This is a genomic window from Sorangium sp. So ce1153 (assembly GCF_051521595.1).
In the GTDB taxonomy this organism is placed as follows: Bacteria; Myxococcota_A; Polyangia; order Polyangiales; family Polyangiaceae; genus Sorangium.
Map to the genome: position 1 here is coordinate 7,326,260 of NZ_CP150361.1, position 21,701 is coordinate 7,347,960.

Consider the following 21,701-nt stretch of genomic DNA (forward strand, 5'->3'; position numbering starts at 1 on the left):
CGCTCGGCCGGCCGGCAGTTCCGGCCGCGGGGGGTGGTGGACGGGGCGAGGTGGCACGAGGACCAGCGGACCAGGTGAGAAGGGGGAGTCCATGACGACGTGCGATCGAGAGCTTTGCCGATTGGAGGATGTGCTTGGCGCGAGCATGGCCGAGTCGCGGGCGACGCTGGCGGCATTCGGCGTCCAGGTCGCACCGCTGCGGCGGCGCACCGCGCGCACGTACCTGGGCCGGGTGCTGGTCCACCCGTACAACCTCCTCGTCGTGGGAAGCGCGCTCCTCCTGAGCTTCATCGGCTGGAGCCCGCTGCTCCTGCTGATCGGCCTCGGGGCCGAGCTGCTCATCCTGTGCCTCGTCCCCTGGCGCGGCTACTTCCGCCGCAGCATCGACGCGCAGCTCGACGAGGCCGATCGGGCGGCCTGGTCGAGGGCGCGCGAGTCGTTGATCCGGCAGATGGACATCCGTCACCAGCAGGAGCTCGCGCGGCTCGACCGGCTGATCGATCGCACCCGCGAGAACATCCGGCGGCGCGGCGGCGCCGTCCCGCTCCTGCTCGACGACGGCTTCGGCCTGAGCCGCCTCATCATGAGCTACATCCGCCTCGCGATCGCGCACAAGGCCGGCCAGGAGTCGCTCGCGATGACGAACCACGGCGAGCTCATGGAGACGATCCGCTCGCTCGAGGCGGTCCGGAGCACGTCCGCGGGGCGCACGCGCGGCCTGTCGGAGCGGCGGCTCTCGATCGCGTACCGGCGGGCCGAGTGCTGGAGCCAGACCCGCGAGGGGCTGGAGGTCGTCTCGCAGAAGCTCGCGGCGATCCTGGAGCTCATCCAGCTCATGCACGAGCAGTCGATGACGCCGGTCGACTCGCCGTCCACCTGCGCGGAGATCGACCGGTTCATGCGCGAGCTCGACGACCTCGACAACGGCGAGAGCACGCAGCGCGAGCTCGAGGAGCTCGACATGGACATGGACAGGGCGTTCGAGCTCGAGGAGCTCGAGGCGGAGCACAGCCAGCACAGCCGCCCCGCGATGCGCCTGGTCGCGCGCTGAGGGCCTGCGCCCCGCACGTTGCGGTGTTCCTGGTCGGGCCAGGGTAGTATACCGCTCTCCTGACCCTTCCCCCCGCGGCCGCGACGGCCGTGGACCGAGCTGATGCCGCCGCCCGACTTCCTCCCAGCGCTACTCCGTCCGGAGCTCGCCGAGCTCCACGCCTACACCCCGATCGCGGGCGACTTCCCTGTGCGCCTCGACGCCAACGAGAGCCCGCCGCTCCTCTCGGCCGGGGCGCGGGCCGCCCTCGAGCGCGCCGCGGCGCCCGAGGACTGGGGCCGTTACCCTGACGCGCGCATGGTCGAGCTCCGCGAGGCGATCGCGGCCCGCTGCGGCGCCGAGCCCGGCGAGATCCTGGCCGGCGTCGGCTCCGACGAGGTGATCTCGATGGTGCTCACCGCGCTCAGCCGCCCGCGCCAGGGCGCGAACGCGGCGAGCATCGTCACGGTCAGCCCCACCTTCGTCATGTACAAGCTGAGCGCGCGCGCGCGGGGCATGCGCGCCGTCGAGGTCCCGCTCGACGCGGGCTGGGACCTCGACGTCGCCGCCCTCGGGCGCGCCGTCGAGTTCGCGCGCCCCAACGTCGTCTTCATCGCCTCGCCGAACAACCCGACCGGCGCGCTCATGTCGGAGGACCGGATCGAGGCGGTCATCGCCGCGGCGAAGGACGCCCTGGTGATCGTCGACGAGGCGTACATCGACTTCTCGCCGCGCGACCAGCTCGCGCTGCGGCGCCGGCACCCGAACGTCGCCGTGCTGCGGACGCTCTCGAAGATCGGCCTCGCGTCGCTGCGCGTCGGCTGGCTCATCGGCGCGCCGGAGCTCGTGGCCGAGCTCGACAAGGTCCGCCAGCCCTACAACCTCCCTGTCCCGTCGCAGCGCGCGGCCACCTTCGCCCTGCGGGAGCTCGACGGCGAGCTCCGCCGCGTGGCCGCGACGGTGACGGGCGAGCGCGAGCGGGTCGCGCGCGGGCTGACCGAGCTCGGCCTCTCGGTCGCGCCGAGCCACGCGAACTTCCTCTGGGTCGGCACGCGCCGCCCTGCCGGCGACGTCTTCGACGCGCTCGCGGCGCGCGGCGTCCTCGTGCGCAGCTTCCACGCGGCGGGCGGGCGCCTCGCGCACCGGCTCCGGATCACCATCGGCCTCCGGGAGGAAAACGATCGCCTCCTCGCCGAGATCGCCGCGTGCGCGTAGCCCTCCCTCGCCGTTCTCACCCCGCGCGCGCGGTCCTCCCTCGCCGAGCCGGCCCCGAGCGCGCGGCCCTGCGCTGCTCCGCCGCGCGGCTCTCGTGGCTCGCGCTGCTCGCGGCCGCTGCCGGCTGCGCGGCGCCCCGGGTCGCGCGCTCGGTGGACGGCCAGGTGATCGAGGGCCGCTACATCGAGGCGCGCGCGTACGCGCTCTACGCCATCGCCGCCGAGGCCGAGGCGCACGGCGATCTCGCGACGGCGCTCCAGGCGTACGAGCTGGCGGAGGACAGCGACCCTGACAGCGCGGACATCTGGACCCGCATCGGCTCCATCCGCTGCCGTCTCGGCCAGCGGGGGGCGGCGGACGACGCGTTCCAGCGCGCCCGCGCCATCGAGCTCGACTACGCGCCGGCGCACCGCGAGCAGGCGCGCTGCGACCTCGCGGCGGGCCGGCTGGAGCCGGCGCTCGCGCGCGTCGAGCGGGCGATCCTGCTCGATCCGGATCGCGACGAAGGCGTCCTGCTCCGGGCCGAGATCCTGCGCCGGCTCGGCCGGATCGACGACGCGCGCCTCGCGTTGCGGGCGCTGCTCGTGCGCCGCCCCTGGTCGGTGGACGCGTGGCGTGCGCTCCACGCGGTCGCCCTGGCGGCGGGCGATCGCGCGTCGGCCGAGCAGGCGGAGCGGCGCCTGCGCGAGCTCGTCCCGCGGGGGGACGCCGCCGGGCGGCCGGCGCCGTCCCGGGGGCCGCTGGCCGAGCTCGACGAGGCGCTGGTCCTGGGGCAGCTGCGCCGCGCCCGCCGCCTGGCGCGCGACGCGGACCTGCCGCCCGCCGAGGTCGCGGTGCGCGCGGCCGCCCTGGGCCGCGTCGGCGAGGCCCGCGAGCAGGCCGAGCTCGTCGCGGGGGCCGATCCGGCGAGCGCCTCGGCGCTCGTCGCGCTCGCCGTGGCGGCGGATCTGAGCGGCGACGTCGAGACGCTCACCCGCGCCTGCGACGCGCTCCACGCCGCCGCCGCGGGCGGCGGCCTCGTGGTTTCTCCCTCGCCGCTTGCCCGGCTCCTGTTCGCCGAGCTGCTCTTCCGTCGCGTCGGCCGTGACGCCGCCCTCACCTGGCTCGGCCCGCGCCCCCTGCCTGCGCCCGGCGCCCGGGATCCGCTGTCCCGGGAGGTCGAGCGGCGGGTCGAGCGGGAGCTCGCGGGGGGCGCGCCCGCCGCGCGCTGACCGGCGCCGCCGCGCCCCCTTTCCAAGGCTTCAAGGCGAGGGCGTCGCGCCCTTCTTCTCTTTGTGCTTCTCGAGATCGAAATTGAGCTCGAAATCGAGCGTGTTGTCGCCTTCCTTGATCTCGATCTCCTTCTTCACGTCCTGATCGATGGCTGGCAGGAGGGCGGCCGTGAGCACCTTGCCCACGGGGATGTTCTTGATCTCGAACTGGCCGTCGAGGCCGGTCACGTCGTGCGTCGCGAACTTGAGCACGAACACCTGTGACTTGAGGAACGGCTTCGGCATCTTGTCCACGAGCTCGTAGTAGCCTGGCTGCGGCGGGTGGAACCTCACCGCTTCGCCCTGCGGCATGGCGACGAGGACGGCCATGAAGGGGGCGCCCTCGAGGTTCGGCATGTACGCCTCCAGAGGATCGAGGTTCGCTACCTCGAGGCGTTGTCCGAAGGTCATGGCGACGGTCCGGCTCGAGAAGGCGCATCCGTGGATGGTGACCTTCTCGGCCTCCTCGTTTTCGGGCACGTAGCCGCCGTAGTTGACGACGGTGACGAGCGCGTCCGCGAGCGCGTTCTGTTGTCCCACGCGGAACAGCCTCCCGTAGGTGGCTGCGGCCTCGCCGCACTTGCCGGCTGGGAAGCTGAGTCGTGTATCGGGCGGCGGGTCTCCCTTGATGGTGACCCGACCTCGCAGCGTCCCTGTGGGCCCGCTGTACGGCTCGCGCCGCTTCGGGTTCATCACCTTCAGAACGCTCTCCGACGTCAGCGAGATATCCGCCACCGCCGCGCTCGCCGCCGCCGCCGCGCTCGCCGCTGGCGCCGCGCTCGCCGCTGGCGCCGCGCTCGCCGCTGGCGCCGTGCTCGCCGCGGGCGCCGTGCTCCCTGCTGGCGAGCTTCCGGTCGTGTTACCGCCCTGGCACCCGAGCGCCCCGAGCAGCGCGACGCTTGCCGCCTGCATTCGTCTCTTGCCCGCAGTCTTCTGCATCTTCTCGCCGGTTCGCATCGGCGCCGACTTTAGCAACTTGCGCGCCCTGCGCAGCAGCGCCTGATCTCCGCGAACGCTCGCGCCCCGCCGCAAGCGCCGTTGCCTGCGTTGCCAGATCAGTTGGCGGCCCCGCATCGCGGCGCCTCCCCCGCCACGCTCGTGACGCGCCGCGGTCCCGGCGAGCTCTGAGCGGCTCTTGAAGGATGGAAACGGTAGGCCCTCGGGGGCCGTGCTCGTCACGCGGCGCACGGAGGGCTGATGTTTGAGCGTGAGCCCTCGCTCCTCCGGCGGAGCCGGGGGAGCGAGGCCTCACGCGAGTTCGGCCCTCCGTGCGCCGCGTGACGAGCACGGCCTCCGAGGGCCGGGCAACGAGCACGGCCTCCGAGGGCCGGGCGGCTCGCCGAGGCGCTCCCCCGCGGAACCGCCGATAGGGGCCGTAGCTTACGGATTCGCAGCGAGGACCGCGCGGACCGCGATCCCGAGGGAGGTCGTCGGGAAGATGCCGAGGACCATGACGAGCACGGCGGAGACGACCAGCGCCGCGTTGACGTAGCCCGAGCGCATCGGCCGGGCGATCGGCGCGCCCGGCGCCGGCTCGCGCATGTACATGAACACGAGCACCCGCAGGTAGTAGTACGCCGAGAGCACGCTGTTCAGCAGCAGCGCCACGGACAGCGTGTACAGCTCGGCGCCCATCGCCGCCTTGACGATGTAGAGCTTGCCGAAGAAGCCCGCGGTCGGCGGCACGCCCGCCAGCGACAGCAGGAACAGCGAGAACGCGAGCGCCGCCACGGGGTGCCGCTTGCCGATGCCAGCGAGATCCTCGTAGCTCACCGCCTCGGCGCCGCGGCTGCCGCAGAGGATGAGCGTGCCGAAGGCGCCGACCGTCGAGACCGTGTAGGCGAGCAGGTAGAACATCACGCTCGCCTGCGCGTCCTCGCTCGCGCGCGCCGCCGCCGCCACGCCGACGAGCAGGTAGCCGGCGTGCGCGATGCTCGAGTACGCGAGCATCCGCTTCACCGACTCCTGCCGGCCCGCGATGAGGTTCGCCACCGTCATCGTGAGCAGCGCCATCGCCGTCACCGCCGGCGGCCAGCCGGCCGCCCACGACGAGAGCGCCGGGCCGCCGAACGCGCCGAGCAGCACGCGCAGCAGCGTCGCGAACGCCGCGCTCTTCACCGCCACCGCCATGAACGTGGTGGCCGGCGTCGGGGCGCCCTCGTACGCGTCGGGCGTCCACATGTGGAACGGCACCGCGCTCACCTTGAACGCGAGCCCGACCAGCATCAGCGCCGCCCCGAGGAGCAGCAGCGCCGGGTTCGGCGCCCTGTCCCCCGTCGCGCTCGCGATCGTGTCGCGGATCCCGGCGAGGTCCGTGTGCCCCGTCGCCCCGTAGATCAGCGCGCCGCCGTAGAGCAGCAGCGCCGCCGCGAACGAGCCGAGCAGGAAGTACTTGATCGCCGCCTCGCTGCTCCGCGGCGAGGTCCGGCGGAAGCCGGTCAGCGCGTAGGCCCCGAGCGACATCGTCTCCAGGCCGAGGAAGAGCGTCAGCAGATCCCCCGCGCCGGCGAGGATGATCGCGCCCACGGTCGAGAAGGTCAGCAGCGGGTAGAACTCCCCGCGGTCGAGCCGGTGCTCCGGGAGGTACCCGCCCGCGAGCAGCGACGCGAGCGCGCCGCCGAGGCAGAGCACGAACGAGAAGAACAGCGTGAAGCGGTCGACGATCAGGTAGGGGGCGAGCGCCTCGACCCCCTCCAGCGTCTCGGGGCCGACGAACCCGACCGCGCCCGAGAACACCGCCCCGGCGAGGAGCGTGATCGCGGTCCCGAGCGCTATATCGGACGACGGGCCCGACTGGCGCTCGTGCGACTCCTCGCGGCGGTGCGAGAACGCCTCCGCGATCATCAGCAGCGCCCCGCCGAGCGAGACGACGAGCAGCGGCGAGACGGCGAGGAAGATCCCGTAGCTCATCGCGCCGCCTCCTCGCCGCGCGCGGCGAGCTTGCCGCCCGCCGGCGCCTGCCGGTCGCTCCGGGCCTGCTCGTCCCCGCCCGCCGGCGCGCCCTCACCGGAGCGCGGCGCGGGCGCCCCCTTGAGGAACGCGGGGGAGAACGTGTCCTCGGGCAGGAGCTTCGCGTTGCGTTCGTCCGCGAAGAGGATCGCCTGCCCGGAGACGACCTTGAACTGGTTGTAAGTAAACAGGACCGACTCCTTCATCCGATCGAGGAAGATCGCAGGGAACAGGCCGATCACGAAGATCATCAGGATCAGGGGCGAGAGCGCGAGCGCCTCGCGGGGCGTGACGTCGGGCAGGTGCTTGTTCTTCGGGTTCGTGAGCGGCCCGAAGAACATCTTCTGCACGACGCTCAGCATGTAGACGGCGGCGAGGATGACGCCCGCCGCGGCGCCCACGGTGTGGATCCCGCTGAACACCCCGAGGCGCTCGGAGGCGTACGTCCCCATGATGATCATGAACTCGCCGATGAACCCGTTGGTGCCGGGCACGCCGACCGAGGCGAACGTCACGATCAGGAAGAGCGTCGCGTAGACCGGCATCACCTTGGCGAGGCCGCCGAACTCGGCGACCTGGCGGGTGTGGCGGCGGTCGTAGATCACGCCGACCAGGAGGAAGAGCGCGCCGGTGGAGACGCCGTGGTTCACCATCTGGAGCACCGCGCCCTGGATCCCGCTCGGCGTGACGCCGAAGAGCCCCAGCATCACGTAGCCGAGGTGGGCGACCGACGAGTACGCCACGAGGCGCTTCACGTCCGACTGCTTCCAGGCGACGAGCGCGCCGTAGATCACCCCGCCGAGGATCGCGATCCCCGCCAGGTTGGCCGCCAGGCTGGAGGCCGGGCCGGGGAAGAGGCCCATCGAGAAGCGCAGGTACGCGTACGTCCCGATCTTCAGCATGACCGCGGCGAGGATGACCGAGCCGCCGGTCGGCGCCTGCACGTGCGCGTCCGGCAGCCACGTGTGCACCGGCCACATCGGCACCTTGATGAAGAACGCGATCGAGAACGCCCAGAAGCAGAGCATCTGGGTGCTGCGCGGCAGCACCACGCGCGAGAGCGCGAGGTAGTCGAAGGTGTAGGCCCCCGTGAGCTTCTGGTTCGCCCACACGAGGTACACGATGCCCGCGAGCATCAGCATCGAGCCCGCCATCGTGTAGATGAAGAGCTTGACCGCGGCCTTGATCTTCTCGACGCCGCCCCAGATGCCGATCATCACGAACATCGGCACCAGCATCAGCTCCCAGAAGAGGAAGAACAGGAACAGGTCGAGCGCGACGAAGGCGCCGAGCATCGCCCCCTGCAGGAACAGGAGGCAGAAGCAGAGCTCCTTGATCCGGCTCTTGATCGAGCCGAACGACGCGTACGCCGCGATGGGCGCGATGAACGTCGTGAGCAGGACCAGCCAGAGGCTGATGCCGTCGATCGCGACGTGCCACCGGATGCCCAGCGACGGGATCCACTCCTTGATCGACTGGAAGTGCCAGCCCGCCGTCATCGGCACGCTGAGGAGCCAGAGCGACGCCACGAAGCCCACGCCGAGCACGGCCAGCGTGAAGCCGCGGAGCAGCGAGAGCAGCTGCCGCGGCATGAACAGCACCGCCGCGGCCCCCACGAAGGGCAGGCCGATGAGCACGTTGAGGAGCGACGACCACTCGCCGGACGCCGACGCGTCCGCCGCGGCCGCCCCCGTCGTTGCGTCGGACGGCCAGAGCCACTGCACGCTGAGGGTGATGAGCGCCGCGACGAGCCCGAGGGCGACCCGCTGCCACGTGGTGTACCCGGCGCTGCCGTGGGCCTCGCCGTGCGCGTGGTCGCCCGCGTGATGGTCGCCTCCGCCGTGGTGATCGTCGCCGTGGTGATCGTCGCCGCCGTGGTGGTCGTCGTCGCTCGCGTGGGCGCCGTCCGCGTCTCGCCCGCGCCGCGGGAGGAGCCCTCCGGCGACGCCGGCGGCGAGCGCCGGCCAGTGATGGGTTACGAGGTCGAGCGCGCTCATTGCAGGCCTTCCGGCTTGATCTGGTCCTGGATCTGCTCCGCCGGGGCCGTCCCCGGCAGGAGCGTGGGCACGTTCGGGACCCTCATGGTGGTCGGGTCCGTCGGGGTCTTGCGGCCGGGCGGCCTGGTGAACGAGAAGGTCTCGGTCGCCTCGCGATCGAAGGCGTTGCGCACGCGGAGCACGACGTCCTTCTTCTCGCCGGGCTCGAGCTTCACGGTGACGTCCGTGGCCTCGGAGAAGTCGCGCTGCGGCAGGCCGGGCGCCTCCCAGCGGTACCGGTAGCCGAGCCCCGGCGCCGCCGAGAGCCGCACCTCACCCGACCGGCGCAGCTCCGCGTCGTCGACGTTCGCGTCCGCGTGCGGCTTGACCATGAACCAGCCGACGCCGGCGAGGCCGACCACCATCGACGCGGCGTAGACCTGCACGCGGCCCGTCTGGAGCGCGCGCAGCACCGTGCCGAAGAACCCGACCAGCGCGGCGGAGAGCTTCGCGATGACCCCGTCGATGATCCACTTGTCCGCCATCGTGAAGATGTCGGCCAGCGCGTCGACCATGCCCACGACCGTGGCGTTGTACAGCTCGTCGATCCGCCACTTGTCGTAGATGAGCCCGTGGAGCCGCGGGAACTGCTGGGCGAAGCGCCGCTCGGGCTCGCCGCGCCGGTTCCAGTACACGAGCATCGCCAGGCCGATGCCGGTGAAGCACGCGGCGACGCCGGGCAGCATCATCGGCCACATCAGCCCCTTCGCCGCCTCGCGCTCCGTCACCGCGCGCTCCGTCAGCGAGAACACCGGCTCGAGCAGGTGCGCGAGCGGCGCGAACGCGTGGGAGTGCGTGAGGTGCACGAGCGGCTCCGCCATGAGGAAGCCGGCGAAGACCGACAGCGCCCCGAGCACGATGAGCGGGATCGTCATCGGCAGCGGCGACTCGTGCGGCACCGGGCCCTCGAGCTTCTCGCCCGGCGCGTGCGCGTGGTGGTCGTCGTGGTGGCCGTGCGGGTGCGGATCCTTCCAGCCGCGCACGATCGTCCATCCGCGGAACTCGCCGTGGAACGTCAGGAAGTAGGCGCGGAACATGTAGAAGGCGGTCATCGTCGCGGCCACGATGCCGACGACGTAGATCGCCGGGCCGAGCCAGTCGGGCCACTGCCACACCGGCTGCCCGCGCGTCGCCACCGACTCGATCCGGCTGGAGAAGGCGCGCCACAGGATCTCGTCCTTCGACCAGAACCCGGCGAACCCGGGGAAGCCCGCGATCGAGAGGCACGCGAGGAGGAAGGTCCAGCGCGTCAGGGGCATGTGCTCCCTGAGGCCGCCCATGTTCCGCATGTCCTGGGACTGGTCGGTGTCGTGGATGCGCGCGTGCATCGCGTGGATCACCGAGCCGGCGCCGAGGAAGAGGCAGGCCTTGAAGAAGGCGTGCGTGAGGACGTGGAAGAAGCCGGCGGCGAACGCGCCGACGCCCACGCCGATGAACATGAAGCCGAGCTGGCTCACCGTGGAGTAGGCGAGCACCTTCTTCAGGTCGTTCTGGAAGAGCCCGATCGAGGCCGCGAAGATCGCCGTGAGCACGCCGGTCACCGCGACCACCGCCATGGCGAACGGCGACAGCACGAACACCGCCGAGAGCCGGGCCACGAGGTAGACGCCCGCGGTCACCATCGTCGCGGCGTGGATCAGCGCGGAGACCGGGGTCGGGCCGGCCATCGCGTCCGGCAGCCAGACGTAGAGCGGGATCTGCGCGCTCTTGCCGGCGCAGCCGAGGAACAGCGCGAGCCCGATCAGCGTCGAGGCGTACATGAGCACGGGCTGCGCCGGGACGATGAAGCTCAGGAAGCCCGGCACCGTCTCGGCCGACATGTTGCCGATCGGCCAGACCTTCACCGCGGCGAGCAGGTTGCCCGCGTTCGCGGCGATGCCGTCGAAGTTCAGCGTGCCCGAGTAGTAGGCGAGCATGGCCATCGCGACGAGGAGGCCGAAGTCGCCGATGCGGTTCACGACGAACGCCTTCTTGCCGGCGCTCGCGTTCTTGTCGTCCTTGAACCAGAAGCCGATGAGCAGGTAGCTGCACATGCCGACGCCCTCCCACCCCACGAAGAGGACGGCGAGGTTGTCGGCCATGATCAGCACGAGCATCGAGAAGCAGAACAGGTTCAGGTACGCGAAGAACCGGTAGTAGCCCGGGTCCTCGCGCATGTACGCGGACGAGTAGAGGTGGATGAGGAAGCCGACGCCGGTGACGACGAGGATCATCGTCCCGCTCAGGCCGTCGACGCTGAAGGCGACGTCGATCGGGATCGACTGGCCCATCCGGCCGGTGATCGAGAACCAGCGCCAGGCGGTCCAGGTGAGCTTGCCGCCCTCGTGCGGCAGCAGCAGGAACGTGGTGACGGCCGCCAGGAAGGCGCCGCCGAGCGCGGCGAGCGCCATCAGCCGGACCGCGTCCTTGCCGAGCCGCTTGCCGAAGAGGCCGTTCACGAACGCGCCGAGCGCCGGCAGGCCGAGCACGACCGCGAGCAGCGCGAACTCGGACGCGGGGAATAACGTTCTCAGGGCTTCCACGCTAACTCCTCAGGAGATCGGCGTCGTCCGAGCGCATCGTCTTCCGGATGCGGTAGAACGCGAGCACGATCGCGAGACCCACGGCGGCTTCCGCCGCCGCGATGGCGATGACGAAGAAAGTGAAGATCTGCCCGGCGTGGTCCTGCGGGTGCACCCGGTTGTACGCGACGAGCGTGAGGTTCACGGCGTTGAGCATCAGCTCGATGCTCATCAGGAGGACCAGCAGGTTCCTGCGCAGCAGGAAGCCCACCGACCCGATCACGAACAGCACCGCCGCGACAACGAGGTAGTACTCGATGGGGACGGAGATCATGACTTCGACTCCTTCGTCGACATGGTGAAGTGACCCGTGAGGGCGCCCGGCTGCGCGTCCGGCCTGGCGGCGTCGCGCACCGGGACCTGATCGCCCGGGTCCGGCGAGCCGGCGGCGGCCGGCGCGGCCGGCAGCAGCGTCGGGTCGACCTGCTTGCCGCGGGCGACGGCGACGGCGCCGACCACCGCGACGAGGAGCAGCGCGCCCGAGAGCTCGAACGGCACGATCCCCTTCGTGAAGAGCTCGTGCCCGAGCGCGTCGATGGTCCCGAGCGACTCGGGGGCCGCCGGCAGGGCGGTCACCCCGGGCTTGCCGGCGCTCGCCGCGAGGAGCAGCGCGCCGATGCTGCCCGCCGCGAAGACGCCGGCGCCGATGTAGCGCGGCACCGCGGTGCGGGCGTCGCGCGGCGACGTCGCCGACGGGCCGAGGAGCATGATCACGAAGAGGAAGAGGATGACGACCGCGCCCGCGTACACGAGGATCTGGATCGCGGCGAGGAACTCCGCGGCCAGCATCAGGTAGAGGCCCGCGATGCCGACGATCGACGTGAGCAGGCCCATCGCGCCGCGGATCGGGTTCCTGGCCGCGACCGTGGCCAGGCCCCCGAGGAGGACCAGCAGCGACGCCAGCCCGAAGAAGGCGAATTCGAAGATTTTCACGGCGAGAGCACCCCTGTCGACGAGCGGCCCTTGGTCTGTATGTACGCCTCGAACTCCTTGCGGAACTTCCGCAGGAACCCGAGCGCGGGCATCGCCGTGCCCTCGCCGAAGGCGCAGATGGTGTTGCCCATGATGTTGTCGGCGATCTCGTGCAGCCGATCGAGCTCCTCGATCGTCCCCTCCCCGTGCACGATGCGGTCGAGGATCCGGTGGATCCACGCGCTGCCCTCGCGGCACGGGGTGCACTGGCCGCACGACTCGTGGCGGTAGAAGCGCATCAGGTTGTGCATCGCGAGGACCGGGCACGCCTTGTCGCTGAGGACGATGGCGCAGCAGGTCCCGAGCATCGTCCCGAGCGCGCGGAACGTGTCCACGCCGAGCGGCACGTCGAGCACGCTCTGCCCGTGCCAGGGGTGGAGCGGCGACTTCTCGTTCGGCGCGTTGACGACCTCGTCGGCGCGCAGGATCGGGCACGAGGAGCCGCCCGGGATGACCGCGAGGAGCTTGCCGTGCTTCACGCCGCCGCCGAAGTCGTAGATGAGATCGCGCAGCGTGACGCCGACGCACGCCTCGAAGATGCCCGGGTTGTTCACGTGGCCGCTCACGCCGAAGAGCCGGCAGCCGCCGTCCTTCAGGTGGTGCAGGGAGGAGAGCTTCGAGAAGTTGTCGCCCCCGAGCTCGAGCGCCGTGGGCACCGCCGCGATCGTCTCCAGGTTGTTCACGGTGGTCGGCATCCCGAACGCGCCGAACTGGGCGGGGAACGGCGGCTTGAGCCGCGGCTCGCCGCGCTTGCCCTCGAGCGAGTTGAGGAGCGACGTCTCCTCGCCGCAGATGTAGGCGCCGGCGCCGGTGTGGACGTAGACCTCGACGGGGTAGTCGATCCCGAACGGGCGCTTGCCGAGGTAGCCCTTGGCGCGCGCCTCCTCGATGGCCTCCCAGAGCCGCGCCTTCGACAGGTGCAGCTCGTCGCGCACGTAGATGTACGCGGCGTGGGCGCCGATCCCGAAGCAGCCGATGATGCACCCCTCGACGACCGAGTGAGGGTTCTTCTCCATCAGCGTCCGGTCCTTGAAGGTGCCGGGCTCGCCCTCGTCCGCGTTGATGACGAGGTAGTGCGGCTTCTCGGGCTTCGGGGGCCAGGGCATGAAGCTCCACTTCACGCCCATGGCGAAGCCGGCGCCGCCGCGGCCGCGGATGTTGGCCGCCTTCATCTCCTCGACGAGCGCCTCGCGCGTCATCCCGAGGGCGCGCTTCGCCTGCTGGTAGCCGCCGCCCTTCTCGTACACCGACAGCTTGTGGCCGTCGGGCGTGTCGTAGTTCTTGGTCAGATAGCGCGTCAGCCGGAGCATCTCGTCACCTCGTCAACCGATCGAGGATCGCGTCCACCTTCTCGAGCGTGAGGCCCTCGTGGTAGTCGCGATCGACCTGCATCATCGGGGCGGTGCCGCACGACGCGAGGCACTCTGCGGTGCGCAGCGTGACCTTGCCGTCCTGGGTCGTCTCGCCCACCCGGATCCCGAGCCGCTTCTCGCAGTGGTGCAGCACCGCGTCCGCGCCGTTGAGCGCACAGCTCAGCGTCCGGCAGACCCAGACCTGGTGCTTGCCCACGGGTTCCTTGTTGAAGAGCGTGTAGAAGGTCGCGACGCCCTGCACGTGCGCCGCCGGGAGGCCGAGCTGCTCGGCGACCCAGCGGAGCACCCGCTCGGAGACCCACCCCTCCTGGCTCTGGCAGAGGTGGAGCACCGGGATGCACGCGGCCTGGCGGTTCGGGTAGCGCGCGAGGATCTTGTCAAACTCGATCTTCCGCTCGGCGCTGAGGGCAAACTGTTCGGTCATGGCGGCTGTTGGCACGGTCCGCTGGCTCCCTGGGCGCGCCGCGCTCGCGGCGTGCCCGCTTCGACATGCAGTGGGGACCCCGCAACGCGGGTCCCTTCCAAGCGAGGGTCCGCCCGGCGTGGCCGGGCGCTACCTCGTGCGCCCCCTGTGTAGAGGCGCCCGCCGGAGGCGGACAGCCCCGCGCACCGGCGGCCGGGCATTCGGTTATCCGTCGCACGGAGCCGTTCCCGAGGCGCGGGCACGCTAGTGAGCGACGGTGGTCACTGTCAAGGCGCGCCAGGGGGAAACCTACAGCGGATAACAGAAAGCCTCTCGGTGCCCAAGAAAGGTGGTGCCTGGGCGCACGGCGAGCCGGCCGGGCTGCCGCAGCCAGGGCGCGGCGCGGCGGGGTGGCGCGGCGAATCCTCCGAGTGAATCCGGGGGGTTCCATGCTCACCTTTCGAGGAGCAGGTGGTCGCCGGCCGCGGCGAGCGGCGGTCGCCGCATGCGACGAGCGGGTGATCTTGCGGCTGCGCCCAGCGGCGATCGCCGATGTCGCCCGGAGCGGCTCAACGCGCTGGGTTTTCTGGCGGAGAACGCGTAGCCTCGGCGGACGTTCGCAGCGTTCTTCGTCTTTCACTTGAGAACGGGAACGCGCTTCAACTACCCTTCGCGCCCATTCACGCGCGCAGGGCGCGGACATGCGGTGCAGCGAACCCCCCTCCGGAGGTGGTGCGTGTTCTGTCCGAATTGTGGGACGCAAAACTCGGAAACGGCGTCCACGTGCACGAAGTGCGGCTTCAACCTGAAGGGGGCGGCCGCGCCGAAGTTCAAGGGCACCATGCTGATGAGTCAGCCCTCCGGGGGCGCGGGCCCGCGGGCCCCCGGGGCGCCTCCGCCTCCGGCGCCGCCCGCTGGCGCTCCGCCGGGCATGCCCGCCGGGATCCCGGCCCCGCCGCAGGGCCTCGCCGGCACGGTGGTCGGCGTCCCCCCGGCGGGGCTCGGCGCCTCGGCGGGTCCGCCGCCTGCTCCGCCTCCTCCCGGGATGGGCTACGGCTCGCCCTCCCCCGGGGCACAGCAGCCTTCTGGCCCGGCCTTCGGCGGCGCGGCCGCGAGCCCGTCCGGCGGCTACGCGCCGTTCGGCCAGCAGCCCAACCAGGGCGTGAACCCGCTCGGCGGGACGATGGCCATCGACCAGCTGCCCGGGTACAGCGGTCCGGGCGGCCAGCAGCCGCAGGCGCCGCCCGGCGCGTTCCCGCCGCCCGGCGGTAGCTACGGCCAGCCGCCGCAGGGCGGCGCCGGCGGGAATCCCTTCGGCTCGCCCCCTGGGCAGGACCCGCTGGGCGGCCCCGGCGGCGCGCCCCCTGGCTACGGCCAGCCGCCCGGCGGTTACGGTCAGCCCGGCGGTTACGGTCAACCCGGCGGTTACGGTCAGCCGCCGCAGCACAGCGCCAGCGGCTACGGCCCGCCTCCGGGCCAGGACCCGCAGGGCGGTTACGGTAGCCCGCCGGGCGGCGGCTACGGCAGCCCCCCGGGCGGCGGCTACGGCAGCCCCCCGGGTGGCGGCTACGGCAGCCCCCCGGGCGGCGGTTACGGCAGCCCGCCGGGTGGCGACTACGGCAGCCCGCCGGGCGGCGGTTACGGTAGCCCGCCGGGTGGCGGCTACGGCAGCCCGCCGGGCGGCGGCTACGGCAGCCCGCCGGGCGGCGGCTACGGCAGCCCGCCGGGCGGCGGCTACGGCGGCGCCCCGGGCGGCGGCTACGGCTCCCCCGCCCAGGGGACGAGCGATCCGGGCGCCTACGGCGGATCACCCGCCGGCGGCCAGCTGGCGGCGCCCGGCCACCAGTTCGGCCAGGCGGGCAGCAACCTGGGCGCGTACGGCGGCAGCGGCTCGCTGGCCCCGGGCGGCGGGCGGGGCGAGACGCGCAATCCGATCACGGTCTGCGTGATCGGGATGGTCTGCTTCGTCTACGCCATCTGGCAGCTCTGGGCGATGCTGAACGAGCTGCAGGCGACGACCAAGGACCCCGAGTTCAAGCCCTGGTACGTCTTCATCCCGCTGCTCAACTACTACTTCCTCTGGGTGAAGGTCCCGGAGCAGGTGACCAAGGCCAAGCAGATGGCCGGCTCGCGCAACCCGCAGGCCGAGGGCATCGTGCTCTACATCTTCTTCCCGCTCTACGCCCTCGCGAAGGACCTCAACGAGGTCTGGGACCCGAACGCCGCGTAGCGCGCTCCGCCGTTCCCCGCCGTTGTCCCTCCCGACCGCCGCCCCCCCGCCCGCTCCGCCGGCCCCGTCCCGGTGGAGCGCGGCGACCCCGCGCGGTCGCGCGGCGCGCCTCGGCGCGGTGGCGGCGCTGCTCGGGCTGCTCGTCGCGTGCGGCGTCCCGATCTGCCCGTTCGCGATCGTCACCCGCCACCCCTGCCCCGGCTGCGGGCTCACGCGCGCGACGCTCGCCCTCGCGCACGGCCGCGTGGCCGAGGCGCTGCACTTCCACCCGCTCTCCCCGATCATGGCGCCCCTCGTGATCGCCGCGCTCGCGTACAACGCGGCGATCTACGTGAAGGACGGCCGCGTCGCCGCGACCGAGTCGGTGCAGGGCGCGTGGGTGACGCGGCTCGGCGTCGCGCTGGCGGTCCTGATGGTCACCGTCTGGGTGGCGCGCTTCTTCGGCGCCTTCGGCGGCCCCGTCCCGGTCTGACCGCTCGCACCCCGGCGCCCGCGCGGCTCAGTCGCCGCGGGCGCGGAGCGCCTCGCCGCGGCGGCGCGGCGCCGGGCGGAGCAAGCGCCCGGCGTGGGCGCCGCGCCTCGGCCAACCGCGCTGGGGCCGAGGGAGCGGGACGCCCCCGGAGACGCCGACGCGCAGCAGCACCTCGTAGGCGCGCTCGAGGTCGCAGCCGATGACGTCGAGCTGCTCGTCCGTGAGGCCGCGCTTCGCCTTCGGGAAGAGGAAGCCCTCCTCCTCGTCCGCGTGGTCGGTGAACACGTCCCGCAGGAGCTTGAGGCGCGCCTCGAAGCGCACGTCGGTCGCGCGCGTGCGCAGCAGGTTGTCCGCCGCGAAGCGCGCCAGGCCGTGCTTCTCGTACGCCTCGTGGAGCGGCTTCTTGTCGTCGCCCATCCGCTCGGCACACACCGGGTAGAGGTACGTCTGCTCGATGCGGACGTGCGCGTCGATCATCCGGGAGAGCTGCGCGACCATCGAGGTCCGGAGGCCCGGGCTGGGCTCGGCGGCGATGCGCGCCATCAGGGCGCCGAGTTCGAGATGCTGCTGCTCCAAGAGATCGAGTGCGTCCATGGGGTTCCCCTCGCGTGAAGCTCACCGCGCCGCGTCGCGGCCCTTGAGCAGCGCTTGCACAGCCCGGATCGCGGTGCTGCGCGGCGCGGTGCAGGCGGCACCGTCGTGGCAAGGAGCGGGCCGGCGCGCGGCGCGGCGGACTCCAGGGTGCGGAGCGGGGCGGAGCCCCGAGGGAGCTATGCCCGCGCGGCCGAGAGCGCGGCGCGCATCGCCGCGGCGCCGGGGAAGCGGTTGTCGGGGTGCTTCGACAGGGCGCGGGCGAGCACCTCGTCGAGCACGCGCGGGACATCCCGGCGCTCCCGCCGGAGGGGCACGGGCGCGGAGCGCACGATCGCGACGAGCACGTCGAGGTCGCCCCGCCCCCGGAAGGGGAGCTTGCCCGAGAGCGCGTAGTAGATGAGCAGCGCGGCGGCGAACAGGTCGCTCCGCTCGGTGATGGCGCGGCTGCGCATCGCCTGCTCCGGCGACATGAACAGCAGGGTGCCCACGAGCGACCCCGGGCTGTCCGGCGTCACGCCGTCGCCCGTGTCCACGCCGGGCTCGTGCGCGAAGCCGAGGTCGATGAGCTTGACCGCCGGCACGCCCTCGCCCGCCCCGGCGCCCGGCGCCTGGGGGACGAGCAGGATGTTGCCCGGCTGGAGGTCGCGGTGGACGACCTTCGCCGCGTGCATGGCCGCGAGGCCGGCGAGGATCTGGTCCGCGACCGCGAGCGCGCGGCCGAGCGGCAGGGGGCCGTTGCGCCGCACCTCCTCGGCCAGGGTGACGCCCTCGAAGAGCGGCATGAGGAAGAACGGGCGCCCGTCGTCGAGGCGCCCCTCCCCGAGCACAGGGCAGACGTTCGGGTGATCGATGCGCCGGGCGAGCCGCACCTCCCGGGCGAACCGCCCCTCGAGGCCGGAGTCCCCCGCGTGCACCCGCCGGAGCACCTTGAGGGCGACGGGCTCCCCGGTCGCGACGCGGCGGGCCGCGTACACAGCGCCCATCCCCCCCTCGGCGATCAGCCGCTCGATGTGCAGTCCCTGCTCTGTACGGCCGACGAGCGGATCGGCCGCGGCGCTCCCACACGACTGCAGTCCTGCTGCAGCGCCCGCCGCCGCCGCGGCGGCGCGCCCCGCCGGGTGCGCCCCCGCCGCCGCCTCGCGGTCGCGGCCCGCGTGGCGGATGCCGGAGCGGGGAGGCCGCTCCGACGCCGGCTCGCGGTCGTCGGCGATCGGGTCAGGAAGTACCTCAGCAACAGCGGACCGGTCCCTGGCTGAACCGGGTGAGCGATGGAACTGGCTGCCAGGATTCACGCGAAGAACCTCGTCAGAAATTACCTGACGAGTGTCCATGGTCCACGCCCTCCAGGCAAGCGGATTGGCGACCGAAACGACCATCCCGGGTCGGATGACCCTCGCTCTTATGTCCCGTTTCTACTCAGTTTTTGCCCGGACAAAGCGAACCGCCCGAGGCGTTTCGGGCCTGTCGGGAAAATCCTGAAAGAATTTGCGTCCCGATCCTCGTTACGATGGCAGCGTACTCATCACCACATGACGGGGGCGGTGATCGATGGCGAAGCGCCTTGACCTCATCCTCGTGATCGACGTCGAATCGACCTGCTGGGACGGCGACCCGCCGCGGGGCGAGGAGAACGAGATCATCGAGATCGGCGTGTGCACGCTGGAGGTCGCCTCGGGCCGGCGGCGCGACCGGCGGTCGCTCCTGGTGCGCCCCGAGCGCTCGCGCGTGAGCCCGTTCTGCACGTCGCTCACGACGCTGACGCAGGCGGACGTCGACGCGGGGGTCTCGTTCAAGGAGGCGTGCGCGATCCTGCGGAGCGAGCTCAAGGCGCAGGACCGCCTCTGGGCGAGCTACGGCGACTATGACCGGCGCATGTTCGAGCGGCAGTGCCAGGCCCGGGGCGTGCCTTTCCCGTTCGGGCCGAGCCACCTCAACGTGAAGAGCCTGTTCGCGGTGACGCACGCGCTGTCGCGCGAGATCGGGATGGCCGAGGCGCTCGAGCGCGTGGGCCTGCCGCTCGCGGGCACGCACCACCGGGGCGGCGACGACGCCTACAACATCGCGGGCCTGCTCGCGCACCTCCTGCTGGCCGCGCGGCGGTGAGGCTCCCGCTGGCCGCGCGGCGCGCTCACGCGACCGGCGCTGCCTCGGGCACCTCGGGCTGCGCCCCCGCGACCTGCCCGGTGGCCTCGCCGGGGGGCGGATCGCCAGCCGCCGCGGCGCCCGCGCGCGCAGGCGCTCGCTCCGCGTCGCCGAGGGCGGGCGCCCCGGCCACGGCGGGCGGCACGGTGGCGGCGGCGAGGAGGTACGCGAGGCCCGCGCCGAACAGCAGGGCGCTGTAGCCGAGGTTCATCGCGCAGAGGGCGCCGAGGGCCATGGCCGCCGCGCCGGCGAGGGCGCCGAGCGCCCAGCACAGGGGGAGCAGCGCCGGCGAGACCGCCGAGACGAGCTTGACCCCGAGGGGCGCGAGCGAGCCCGCGAGCAGGCCGAACGGCACGAGAAGGGCCAGGGCGAGGACCGCGCGCGGGAAGGACCCGAGCCCGAGGCTCCACCGCGCGAGCGGGACGAGCCCCACCGCCGCGAGCGCCGCGGCCACGACGAGCGCCTCGGCCACCCGCGCGGAGACCCCGGCCGCGGCGCTCGGCGCCACGCGGGCGGTGAGCAGGCCGCCGAGGCCGGCCGAGACGAGGAGGATCACGAGGGCGGCCGGGAGTTCGTGCGACGGCAGGTCGAGCAGGAGGAGCGCGTGCCGGAAGACGGCGAGCTCGACCAGCGCGAACCCCGCGCCGATCGCGGCGAAGAACGCGAGCGCGCGCCGGCCGCCGCCGCCGGCCCGACCGGGCGGCGGGGGCGCGGCGGCGGCCGCCGCGTCGCCGCGCCGGAGGAGGCTGCCGGCGCGCTCCACGAGCGCCGGGAGCAGCGCCGGGAGCAGCGCCGCGAGCGCGAAGAGGCCCGAGGCGACGGCGAGCAGCGCCGCGAGCGCGAAGACGGCCGTGTGCTCGGCGCGGAGCGCCTTCCAGTCGCCGAGCACCGCGGGCAGGCGGCGCGCCGGGACGGCGTAGGAGAAGAACGGCCTGTCGTCGGTCGGCGGCGAGAGGTCGGTCAGCGCGTCGGGCGCGGCGGCGCGCGCGTCGGCCACGGCGACGAGCCGGTCGCGGACCGGGGTCTGCGGGCGGTCGGGGGCGAAGGCCTCCGAGAACTTGTGCCGGCGGCAGTGGCGGCGCAGCGCCTCGATGTCCGCGCGCGCGAGCGGGGTGCGCCGGGCGAGGAGCGCGGTCCGCTGCGCGGCGCTGCACGCGAAGAGGTGGTCCTTCGGCGCGGCCGCGCCGGCGCGGCGCAGCGCCGCGGCCGTGAGGGCGAGCAGGCGATCGAAGTCGCCGTCCGCGCGGCTCACGACCAGCGTCCCCTCGGGCAGGAGGCGCGCCAGGAAGTCGCCGATCCCCTCGACCGTGGCGAGCCGGCTCTCCGACAGCGCGAGCGCGCCGGTCGAGGACGCCTCGGCGGTGTCGGCCGACGGGATCACGATGTTCCTGAAGAGCAGCGGCGCGCGCCGGGCGAAGCTCCGCCCGTCGCCCATCACGAGGTGGACCTCGGGCTTGTCGAGCAGGTGGCCGTTGAACTCGGCGTACCGCCCGCGCATCACCTCGACGACGCCGCGGTCGCTCTCGACGGCGTACACGTCCTTCTGCCCGGCCTTGAGCGCGGCGCGCAGGTCGCGCCCGCCCCCGGCGCCGACGACGAGCGCGGGGCCCTGGTCGCGGTGGAGCGCGTAGGCCATGTCCTCGGGCTGCGGCGGCGGCGGCGTCTTCGCGTCGAGCATGGGGCTCGCGGCGACGCTGTCGATCCGCACCATCGCCGTGCCGGCCCGCGGGCGGTCGACGGTGATCAGGGAACGCTCGCTCCAGGCCTCGTGCTCGGTCCGGTCGGGGGACGCCCGGCGGAGCCCGGCGAGCTTGAGCCACGGGGCGCCGACGTCGCCGGCGAGGAGCACGAAGCTGCCGAGCACGAACGTGGCGACGAGGCCGCCCTGGGCGCGCTGCTCGCCCTCGCGGCCGCGCGACGCGAGGAAGAAGAAGACGCCCGCCACGGCGAAGAAGATCGCCGCCGCGAGCGCGGCGCGCGGCGCGCCGGCGCGGAGGGCGGCCGCCGCCGCGAGCCCGCCGAGGGCGCCGCCGACGAGGTCGAGCAGGTAGAGGCGGGGCATCTCGGCGGCGGCGTGGCGGATCGCGGCCGCGAGCGCGAGGCCCGCGAGCGCGAACGGGACGGTGCACGCGGCGTAGACGAGCGCGAGCCACGGGAGCGACCCCGGCGCGGGCCCGCGCTGCGCGAGCAGGATGACCGCGGCGAGCGTGGCGCCCGACGAGAGCGAGGACAGCGCCGCCATGCGGGCGAAGAGCGCGGGCGGGCAGACGAGCGACGGGGCGAGGTAGAGCAGCGCGCCGCCCACGCCCGCGCCGACGAGCGACAGCGCGAGCGTGACGAAGGCGTGGGGCTCGCCGAACATCGCCGCGTGGATCCGCGCGAGCGAGATCTCGAGCAGGACCGTGGCGCACGCGAGGGCGGCGACGCCGCTGAAGAGGCCGCTCCGCTGGGAGACCCGCATGGGCCCGCTCCTA

The 21,701-nt window shown here is 73.0% G+C and carries 18 protein-coding genes; 7 read left to right on the forward strand and 11 right to left on the reverse strand.

Annotated features, from left to right (window positions below; genetic code table 11):
- The first annotated feature begins 130 nt into the window (after nt 1–130).
- From WME85_RS26325 to WME85_RS26335, 3 genes are all read left to right on the forward strand, one after another.
- Nucleotides 131–1,051, forward strand: coding sequence for a hypothetical protein (locus WME85_RS26325; RefSeq protein ID WP_437842362.1), 921 nt, complete (start codon nt 131–133; stop codon nt 1,049–1,051).
- Nucleotides 1,052–1,153: 102 nt separating this feature from the next.
- A complete protein-coding gene (gene hisC / locus WME85_RS26330) occupies nt 1,154–2,245 on the forward strand; it encodes a histidinol-phosphate transaminase (protein ID WP_437842146.1) in 1,092 nt (363 codons plus the stop codon).
- A complete protein-coding gene (locus WME85_RS26335) occupies nt 2,236–3,456 on the forward strand; it encodes a tetratricopeptide repeat protein (protein ID WP_437842147.1) in 1,221 nt (406 codons plus the stop codon). Before hisC ends, WME85_RS26335 begins: the two co-directional genes overlap by 10 nt.
- Before the next feature lie 30 nt (nt 3,457–3,486).
- Here WME85_RS26335 and WME85_RS26340 read toward each other — a convergent pair whose 3' ends face one another.
- A complete protein-coding gene (locus tag WME85_RS26340; protein WP_437842148.1) occupies nt 3,487–4,035 on the reverse strand; it encodes a hypothetical protein in 549 nt (182 codons plus the stop codon).
- A 115-nt stretch (nt 4,036–4,150) separates the two neighbouring features.
- On the opposite strand from WME85_RS26340, the gene WME85_RS26345 reads away from it, so the two are divergent.
- On the forward strand, nt 4,151–4,498 hold the full coding sequence (locus WME85_RS26345; RefSeq protein WP_437842149.1) for a hypothetical protein: 348 nt from the start codon (nt 4,151–4,153) through the stop codon (nt 4,496–4,498).
- A gap of 377 nt (nt 4,499–4,875) precedes the next feature.
- Here the strand turns inward: WME85_RS26345 and WME85_RS26350 are convergent, their stop codons facing one another.
- Genes WME85_RS26350 through nuoE form a run of 7 tightly spaced genes read right to left on the reverse strand, consistent with a single transcriptional unit; the run spans nt 4,876 to nt 13,810 of the window.
- A complete protein-coding gene (locus WME85_RS26350) occupies nt 4,876–6,405 on the reverse strand; it encodes an NADH-quinone oxidoreductase subunit N (protein ID WP_437842151.1) in 1,530 nt (509 codons plus the stop codon).
- Entirely contained in the window at nt 6,402–8,441 is a 2,040-nt protein-coding gene (locus WME85_RS26355) for a complex I subunit 4 family protein (protein WP_437842153.1), read from the reverse strand. The genes WME85_RS26350 and WME85_RS26355 overlap by 4 nt, the downstream gene beginning before the upstream one ends.
- A complete protein-coding gene (gene nuoL / locus WME85_RS26360; protein ID WP_437842154.1) occupies nt 8,438–11,002 on the reverse strand; it encodes an NADH-quinone oxidoreductase subunit L in 2,565 nt (854 codons plus the stop codon). Before nuoL ends, WME85_RS26355 begins: the two co-directional genes overlap by 4 nt.
- Nucleotide 11,003: 1 nt before the next feature.
- Nucleotides 11,004–11,315 carry an NADH-quinone oxidoreductase subunit NuoK gene (gene nuoK, locus WME85_RS26365; RefSeq protein ID WP_020737041.1) on the reverse strand — a complete coding sequence of 104 codons (312 nt, stop codon included), beginning with the start codon at nt 11,313–11,315 and terminating at the stop codon, nt 11,004–11,006.
- Nucleotides 11,312–11,974, reverse strand: a complete 663-nt coding sequence (locus tag WME85_RS26370) for an NADH-quinone oxidoreductase subunit J family protein (RefSeq protein WP_437301792.1) — start codon at nt 11,972–11,974, stop codon at nt 11,312–11,314. The genes nuoK and WME85_RS26370 overlap by 4 nt, the downstream gene beginning before the upstream one ends.
- Nucleotides 11,971–13,323 (reverse strand): NADH-quinone oxidoreductase subunit NuoF, encoded by a 1,353-nt coding sequence (gene nuoF / locus WME85_RS26375; protein WP_437842156.1) that lies wholly within the window; start codon nt 13,321–13,323, stop codon nt 11,971–11,973. Before nuoF ends, WME85_RS26370 begins: the two co-directional genes overlap by 4 nt.
- A gap of 4 nt (nt 13,324–13,327) precedes the next feature.
- On the reverse strand, nt 13,328–13,810 hold the full coding sequence (gene nuoE, locus WME85_RS26380) for an NADH-quinone oxidoreductase subunit NuoE family protein (RefSeq protein WP_437301794.1): 483 nt from the start codon (nt 13,808–13,810) through the stop codon (nt 13,328–13,330).
- A gap of 715 nt (nt 13,811–14,525) precedes the next feature.
- On the opposite strand from nuoE, the gene WME85_RS26385 reads away from it, so the two are divergent.
- Nucleotides 14,526–16,019 (forward strand): zinc ribbon domain-containing protein, encoded by a 1,494-nt coding sequence (locus tag WME85_RS26385; RefSeq protein WP_437842158.1) that lies wholly within the window; start codon nt 14,526–14,528, stop codon nt 16,017–16,019.
- Nucleotides 16,020–16,041: 22 nt separating this feature from the next.
- Nucleotides 16,042–16,491: a DUF2752 domain-containing protein gene (locus WME85_RS26390; RefSeq protein WP_437842160.1), complete on the forward strand. Its 450-nt coding sequence runs from the start codon at nt 16,042–16,044 to the stop codon at nt 16,489–16,491.
- Between the two features lie 27 nt (nt 16,492–16,518).
- Here WME85_RS26390 and WME85_RS26395 read toward each other — a convergent pair whose 3' ends face one another.
- Together WME85_RS26395 and WME85_RS26400 are read right to left on the reverse strand one after the other, a co-directional pair.
- Nucleotides 16,519–17,085: a hemerythrin domain-containing protein gene (locus WME85_RS26395; RefSeq protein ID WP_437842161.1), complete on the reverse strand. Its 567-nt coding sequence runs from the start codon at nt 17,083–17,085 to the stop codon at nt 16,519–16,521.
- Between the two features lie 176 nt (nt 17,086–17,261).
- A complete protein-coding gene (locus WME85_RS26400) occupies nt 17,262–18,377 on the reverse strand; it encodes a serine/threonine-protein kinase (RefSeq protein ID WP_437842163.1) in 1,116 nt (371 codons plus the stop codon).
- A gap of 256 nt (nt 18,378–18,633) precedes the next feature.
- Here WME85_RS26400 and WME85_RS26405 point away from each other — a divergent pair, with 256 nt between their 5' ends.
- On the forward strand, nt 18,634–19,188 hold the full coding sequence (locus WME85_RS26405; RefSeq protein WP_437842165.1) for an exonuclease domain-containing protein: 555 nt from the start codon (nt 18,634–18,636) through the stop codon (nt 19,186–19,188).
- Nucleotides 19,189–19,213: 25 nt separating this feature from the next.
- Here the strand turns inward: WME85_RS26405 and WME85_RS26410 are convergent, their stop codons facing one another.
- Nucleotides 19,214–21,688 (reverse strand): hypothetical protein, encoded by a 2,475-nt coding sequence (locus WME85_RS26410; protein ID WP_437842167.1) that lies wholly within the window; start codon nt 21,686–21,688, stop codon nt 19,214–19,216.
- Nucleotides 21,689–21,701: the final 13 nt, after the last annotated feature.